This is a genomic window from Bacteroidetes bacterium SB0662_bin_6 (assembly GCA_009839485.1).
Taxonomy (GTDB): Bacteria; Bacteroidota; Rhodothermia; order Rhodothermales; family VXPQ01; genus VXPQ01.
In genome coordinates this window covers 22,354-28,353 of sequence record VXPQ01000019.1, presented here as the reverse complement: position 1 = coordinate 28,353, position 6,000 = coordinate 22,354, and the positions used below count along the sequence as shown (strand labels likewise).

Genomic DNA, 6,000 nt, shown 5'->3' with positions numbered 1-6,000 from the left:
GCCGGAGTCAGCCGCGCCGCGCCCCTGCGCGCCCCGACGCCAGCGCGGCCAAGGGCCGTGTGTCTCGCCGGGGGGGGGCCGCTCTGTTTCTAAAACGACACAACCCCCCGGCGCTGCGTCGCGCCGTACAGGCGCCGGAGCCCTTCGTCATTTTCCCGAATACGCAAAGTCACGGTCCGCAGCCCAGGGGCCCGCGTCCGCAACCCGCTGCCCTGGCCCGCACCTGTCCCTTTTCCTACACCAGCCCTTCGTATCGTTCAGAAAGACGCTGGAGCATTGCACGGGTCCGCATCGCACCGGCGCTTTCCTGCCGCATATCCGCAACAAGGCGTTTCAGATCGTCGAACGTATCCACATCGTACCATTCCGGAAGCATCTGCAGCGAAGCACCGCAGGAAGCAACACGGGCGGCAGTCTGTTCGAAAACAGCCTCGTGGCTGTAGGTCATCCCTTCGAAAACCTGCGAAAACGATTCGTTCATGCCGATCAGGTAAAACCCTCCATCCCCGGTGGGACCAAGCACGACGGCGTCCCCCCCTTCGAGAAGCGAAAATCCCTCTCTTATCCATGCGGAAGGCAGCGTGGGATGATCCGTCCCGATCAGGATCACCCGGCGATGCCCTTCGGCGAATGTTTCTTCGAAAGCCTGCCTCATGCGCTCCCCGAGACCCTCTCCCTTCTGGCGAAACACGTTCTTCCCGACCCACCGGGTATATATATCCCCCCATTGGGCGAACCTATCCCCATGTTGGGCTGGTATGCCTCTCCCCGGCGGCGATCCGTCAAGCGCCAGATACAGGCGAAGCGTCACCCCGAGCCCCTGGTACTGATCCAGCGCATCCTGCAGAAAAGATTCGTAGAGACGGGCGGCATCCTCCGGAGACAGGGGCGGCGTCAGACGAGTTTTGACCCGGCCGGGAACCGGAGGTTTGGCAAACACAATGAGGGCGGCGCTCATGGGGTTTCGGGCATGCGAATCATCCGGCGCAGGACACGATCGAACGCTTCGACAGCCCGGTCCACATCTTCGTCCGTCGTACTCCTGCCCACAGAAAAGCGCAGGAAGGCCGCCGCGGCAGCACGATCCAGCCCCATGGCAATCAATACATGACTGGGCTCGAGGGCGCCGCTCGTGCATGCAGAGCCCGCGGATACGCAGATGTTTTCCATATCCATGTTCAGCAGCAGCATTTCCCCGTCCATCGAATAGCCGTTTACGGGCGGAGCGACCACGCCAAGGATGTGCGGAGCCGCCTCGCCGGTATCGCAAGGGGTAACGATACGAACCCTTTCCCCGGCTACTGCTTGTATGCCGTTGCGGAGCCGCTCCCGCATCGCTTCGGCATGCCGCTTGCGGGATTCCCCTTCGTCAAAGGCGAGTTTCAGCGCTTTGGCAAAGCCCGCAATGGCCGCCACATTTTCCGTGCCCGCTCGGCGCCCGCGTTCCTGCCTGCCCCCCAGGAGTACAGGCCCCACATCGATCCCGGCACGTACGAACAGGGCGCCAATGCCCTTCGGGCCGTAAAATTTGTGTCCCGAGAGCGTCATCATATCCGCCTCGGGAATCATGGCGTAGCCCACCGTCTGCACCGCATCGCAATGAAACGTCAGCCCGCGGGCACGACATGCCTCAGCGATTTGCCGAACCGGCGACAGGGCGCCCGTCTCGTTGTTCGCATGCATGATGGATACAAGCGTCACCCCGGCACATGCCTCGCTGTCAAGCCCCCGAGCGATGTCCTCCATCGAAACCGCGCCGAACCTGCCGGGCTTCAGCATATGCACGGTCTTGCCGGAAGACTGCAACGCTTCCGCGGAACGAAGCACGGATTCGTGCTCGGCCGCACAGGTCAGCACATCGCCGGATGCGGCCCCAAGCGCCATGTTGTTGGACTCCGTGCCCCCACTCGTGAAAACAATCTCTCCCGGTTCAGCGCCCAGAAGAGCCGCCACCTTCTCGCGGCATTCCTCGACCGCGAAACGCGCCTTCCTGCCCAGAGCATGCACCGAAGAGGCATTGCCGAAGTGCTCCCCGAAAAAAGGCTGCATGGCCTCAATCACGCGCGCGTCAAGCGGCGTCGTAGCAGCATGGTCGAGATAGACGGGATTCATGATACAGACGGTTCGTTACACCGGGGACACCATGTAAAAACACCTTTTTGCCGAATCTGATTCATAGCTTGTTTGCGTGCCGTCCGAGGCATGGAATCATAACGTCCTATCCGCGCGAAAGTGAAGTGCTGAACGAAGTGGTTTTGATCAGAGTATCCGTAAAGAACCGGGTTCCCACTCGTTCAGGGACGAAAAACGCCATTCACGAAAATTGCAAAGTAACGCCAGTTTACAAACGGCTTTTGGGTTCGGCGAATGATCGCATTTATATGGAAACGTACCGGCTGTTCGCACGGTACTAAACTCGTTTCAGAGTGCAGTAACGCTGTTTCGTGTCTGCTGCATACCGTGGTCACCGGATTTTTGACGTGAGTTCAGCCATGAGTACAGCCGTTTCCCTGCACCATTCCTTACAGGGGTTTGCCGCGTCCGTAACAGAGAAATCCAACCAATTCATCGCAGGGGAGCCGGAGGAACAACTGCGCGCTCCGTTCGAGCGTTTTATGCAGGAGGTGGCTACAGGGTTAGACTCTGACATCGTCTGCACAGGCGAAGCGCCCTTGCCGGATCGCCTCGGCCGCCCCGATTACGCCATCCACCTGAACCGGTTACTGGCCGGATACGTCGAACTCAAGGCGCCCGGCGTCGGCGCTGACTCCAGACGATTTAAAGAACGTAACCGCAAGCAATTCAAGCGCTTCTCTTCCGTTCCGAATATACTCTACACGGACGGTAACGAGTGGGCGTTATATCGAAACGGCGAGCGCATCGGCGCGTTGGTTCGTCTCTCCGGCGATATCGCTGCCGAGGGATCAAGCGCGGTAACCGCTGAGGATGCAGACGCCGTACAGCGTCTCCTGAGCGATTTTCTTTCCTGGTATCCGCACATTCCTTTGGACCGCAAAGGTAATGTCGAACTAAAGGGGTTCGCTGAACTGTTGGCTCCTCTCTGCCGCATGTTGCGCGACGATGTATCCGATGCGCTCAAGGACGCCGCGTCTCCTCTTGTGCATCTTGCGGACGACTGGCGTCAGCTCCTGTTTCCCGATGCCTCGGACAACCAGTTCGCCGACGCCTACGCCCAGACGGTCGCTTTCGCCTTGCTATTGGGCCGCAGCGAAGGGGCCGATCCGCTCACGCTCGAAAGCGCAGAGAAAACCCTCAATGTGCAGCATAACCTGCTGTCGCGGGCTTTGAGAATTCTAACCGATGATGGGGCTCGCTCCGATATCGCCGCATCGCTCGACTTGCTGGTGCGCGTCATCGCGGTCGTACCGCTTGCGACGTTCGCAGGCCCCGGGGATCCGTGGCTCTATTTCTACGAAGATTTCCTCGCTGCATACGATCCCAAGCTGCGCAAGGACGCAGGAGTCTATTACACGCCGGTAGAGGTCGTCCACGCCCAGGTGCGCCTGATCGACGACCTGCTGGTTTCTCGACTCGGTAAGGCAATGGGATTCGCAGACCCCGATGTAATGACCCTGGATCCGGCAGTGGGAACGGGTACCTATCTCCTCGGCGTAATCGAACACACCATTGCCCGGATTAGAAACAAACAGGGCAAGGGCGCCATCCCTGGAGTGGCCAGCACATTGGCGCGGAACCTGTACGGTTTCGAACTGATGGCCGGTCCCTATGCCGTCGCAGAATTGCGCGTCAGCCGCGCCATTGCGGACCAAGGTGCTTTGCTTCCCCCGGACGGCATACATATCTATCTGACGGATACACTGGAAAGTCCCCACACGATCCCGGCAGAGCTACCTTTGTATCTACGTCCGATTTCTGAGCAGCACCGGAAAGCGCTGGATGTCAAGAACGGAGTGCCTGTAATGGTTTGTTTAGGTAATCCGCCTTATGATCGCCATGAAGCGGCCACGGAAACCAATAAAGCCCGCACTGGGAATTGGGTGCGTTGGGGAGACGGAAATGACCGTGTGGATCCTATTCTTCGCGTATTTATCGACCCGGTGCTTGCAGCAGGGCAAGGCGGTGATCTCAAGAACCTGTACAATCTGTACGTGTATTTCTGGCGTTGGGCGTTGTGGAAGGTTTTCGAGTACAAGAACGGCCCAGGTGTGGTCAGCTTCATCAGTGCATCAAGTTATATTCATGGAGATGCCTTTGGTGGAATGCGCGCACACTTGCGACAGCAGTGCGATGAGATATGGATACTCGACCTTGGCGGCGAAGGACGCGGTACACGTCAAAGTGAGAATGTATTCGATATCAAGATCCCTGTAGCTATCGCCGTAGCCTTCAGGGCAAATGCGATTTGCAAGAACAAACCGGCAGCAGTTCACTACGCCCGCCTTGAGGGAACGCGCAAGGAGAAACTCGCTGCGCTTGACGGCATAGAGAATTTCACTAATATCCAATGGGAGGAGTGCCCAAAAGATTGGCAGGCTCCGTTTCGCCCGGCAGGTAAGGGGGATTATTTCGCTTGGCCTCTTTTGACCGACCTGATGCCGAGGCAATTATCCGGCGTGAAATCCGGCCGAACCTGGGTGATTTCACCGCAACAGGTAAATCTTGACGCGCGTTGGCACACGCTGATGCAGGCTGACAAGGAAAAACGCAAAGGGCTATTCAAGGATTCTCCGACAGGGCGCAAGGCACATCGGCCTGCAAGCCAATTGCCCCCATCGGACGTTGAACTGCGACCCATTGTCGATCTTGAAAACGGATATCCTACCCCGAATATCGTTCGTTTCTCCCATAGATCGTTCGACAGGCAGTTTGTTTTCGGCGACGCCCGTTTGCTGGATCGGCCCGGGCCCGACTTGTGGCGCGCCCACAACGAACAGCAGGTGTATTTGACAAGTCTGTTAAAACACCCCCTTGGCAAGGGGCCCGCTCTTACAGCTTGTGCATATATCCCTGATGCCCATCACTTTCGAGGTTCTTATGGCGGGAAGGATGTTTTTCCTCTCTATCATTCCATTGATACTGCCCATCCAAACATTCTGCCAGGATTGCTCGATCGGCTCGGCAGAACCTATGGACACAACGTTACGCCGGAGGATTTTATCGCCTATCTGTATGGCGTAGCGGCCCAACCGGCCTTCACGGCCCGTTTCACCGTCGAACTAGAGACACGCGAGTTGCGAATACCCGTCACAAAGGATGCTGGATTATTCGAACAGGCTCGAAGCACGGGCGCCCGGTTACTATGGCTTCACACCTATGGCGAGCGGTTTGCAACAGGCGATGCGGCGTATAAGCATACCCCGTACGGTGTGGCCAAATGCATCAAGGCTGTCCCAGGCAACGCCGACGGGTATCCCGAAACGTTCTCGTACGACGAAACGGCCCAAACGCTGCATGTGGGTGAAGGGACATTTGCGCCGGTGACGCCGGAGGTATACGAGTTCGAGGTATCTGGCCTACAAGTCGTGAGGTCATGGCTCAAGTACCGCATGAAAAAGGGGGCAGGAAAAAAGTCGTCGCCGCTGGACGACATTCGTCCCGAATTCTGGACCAGCCAGTTCACTACCGAACTCCTCGAACTGCTCTGGGTACTGGAGGAAACGGTCAATGGTTACCCGGCGCAGGAAGCGTTGCTCAACGCGATCATCGAGAGCGATTGTTTCAAAGCGAATGAACTTCCCATGCCCCCGGAAAGGATGCGCAATATGAAAGGGGCGGGAACGCACGGCAGTTTGCTTTGATGGTTTGCAAAAATGCCGATTTGTAAACCATTGAGCGAGATTGAAGAACATCTTATAGGATACCGTTTTGAGTAAAAACTACTCCGAAATGGAGTAAAAATTACTCCAAAAAGGAGTAGAAATTACTCAAAAGAGGTAAAAAGGGGCATTGGAGCCTGGCGAGTTCCGCCAACGTGCTGCCACCGGTTCAGCCTTCGGGCTTTTTGCCCCGGCAACAATG

At 57.4% G+C, this 6,000-nt stretch carries 3 protein-coding genes; 1 reads left to right on the top strand and 2 read right to left on the bottom strand.

The window, feature by feature from the left end:
• Positions 1-235: 235 nt before the first annotated feature.
• Complete coding sequence (locus F4Y00_03000; protein ID MYE03928.1) at positions 236-958, bottom strand: glycosyltransferase; 723 nt, start codon at positions 956-958, stop codon at positions 236-238.
• Positions 955-2,112 carry a cysteine desulfurase gene (locus F4Y00_02995; GenBank protein MYE03927.1) on the bottom strand — a complete coding sequence of 386 codons (1,158 nt, stop codon included), beginning with the start codon at positions 2,110-2,112 and terminating at the stop codon, positions 955-957. Before F4Y00_02995 ends, F4Y00_03000 begins: the two co-directional genes overlap by 4 nt.
• A 380-nt stretch (positions 2,113-2,492) precedes the next feature.
• On the opposite strand from F4Y00_02995, the gene F4Y00_02990 reads away from it, so the two are divergent.
• The gene (locus F4Y00_02990; GenBank protein ID MYE03926.1) at positions 2,493-5,780 is read left to right on the top strand and encodes an N-6 DNA methylase; all 3,288 of its coding nucleotides are present in this window, start codon (positions 2,493-2,495) and stop codon (positions 5,778-5,780) included.
• Positions 5,781-6,000 lie beyond the last annotated feature (220 nt).

What these genes read in the sequence shown, in the direction of transcription:
- F4Y00_03000 (MYE03928.1), bottom strand. Translation starts at nt 958, where the DNA reads ATGAGCGCCGCCCTCATTGTGTTTGCCAAACCTCCGGTTCCCGGCCGG.
- F4Y00_02995 (MYE03927.1), bottom strand. Translation starts at nt 2,112, where the DNA reads ATGAATCCCGTCTATCTCGACCATGCTGCTACGACGCCGCTTGACGCG.
- F4Y00_02990 (MYE03926.1), top strand. Translation starts at nt 2,493, where the DNA reads ATGAGTACAGCCGTTTCCCTGCACCATTCCTTACAGGGGTTTGCCGCG.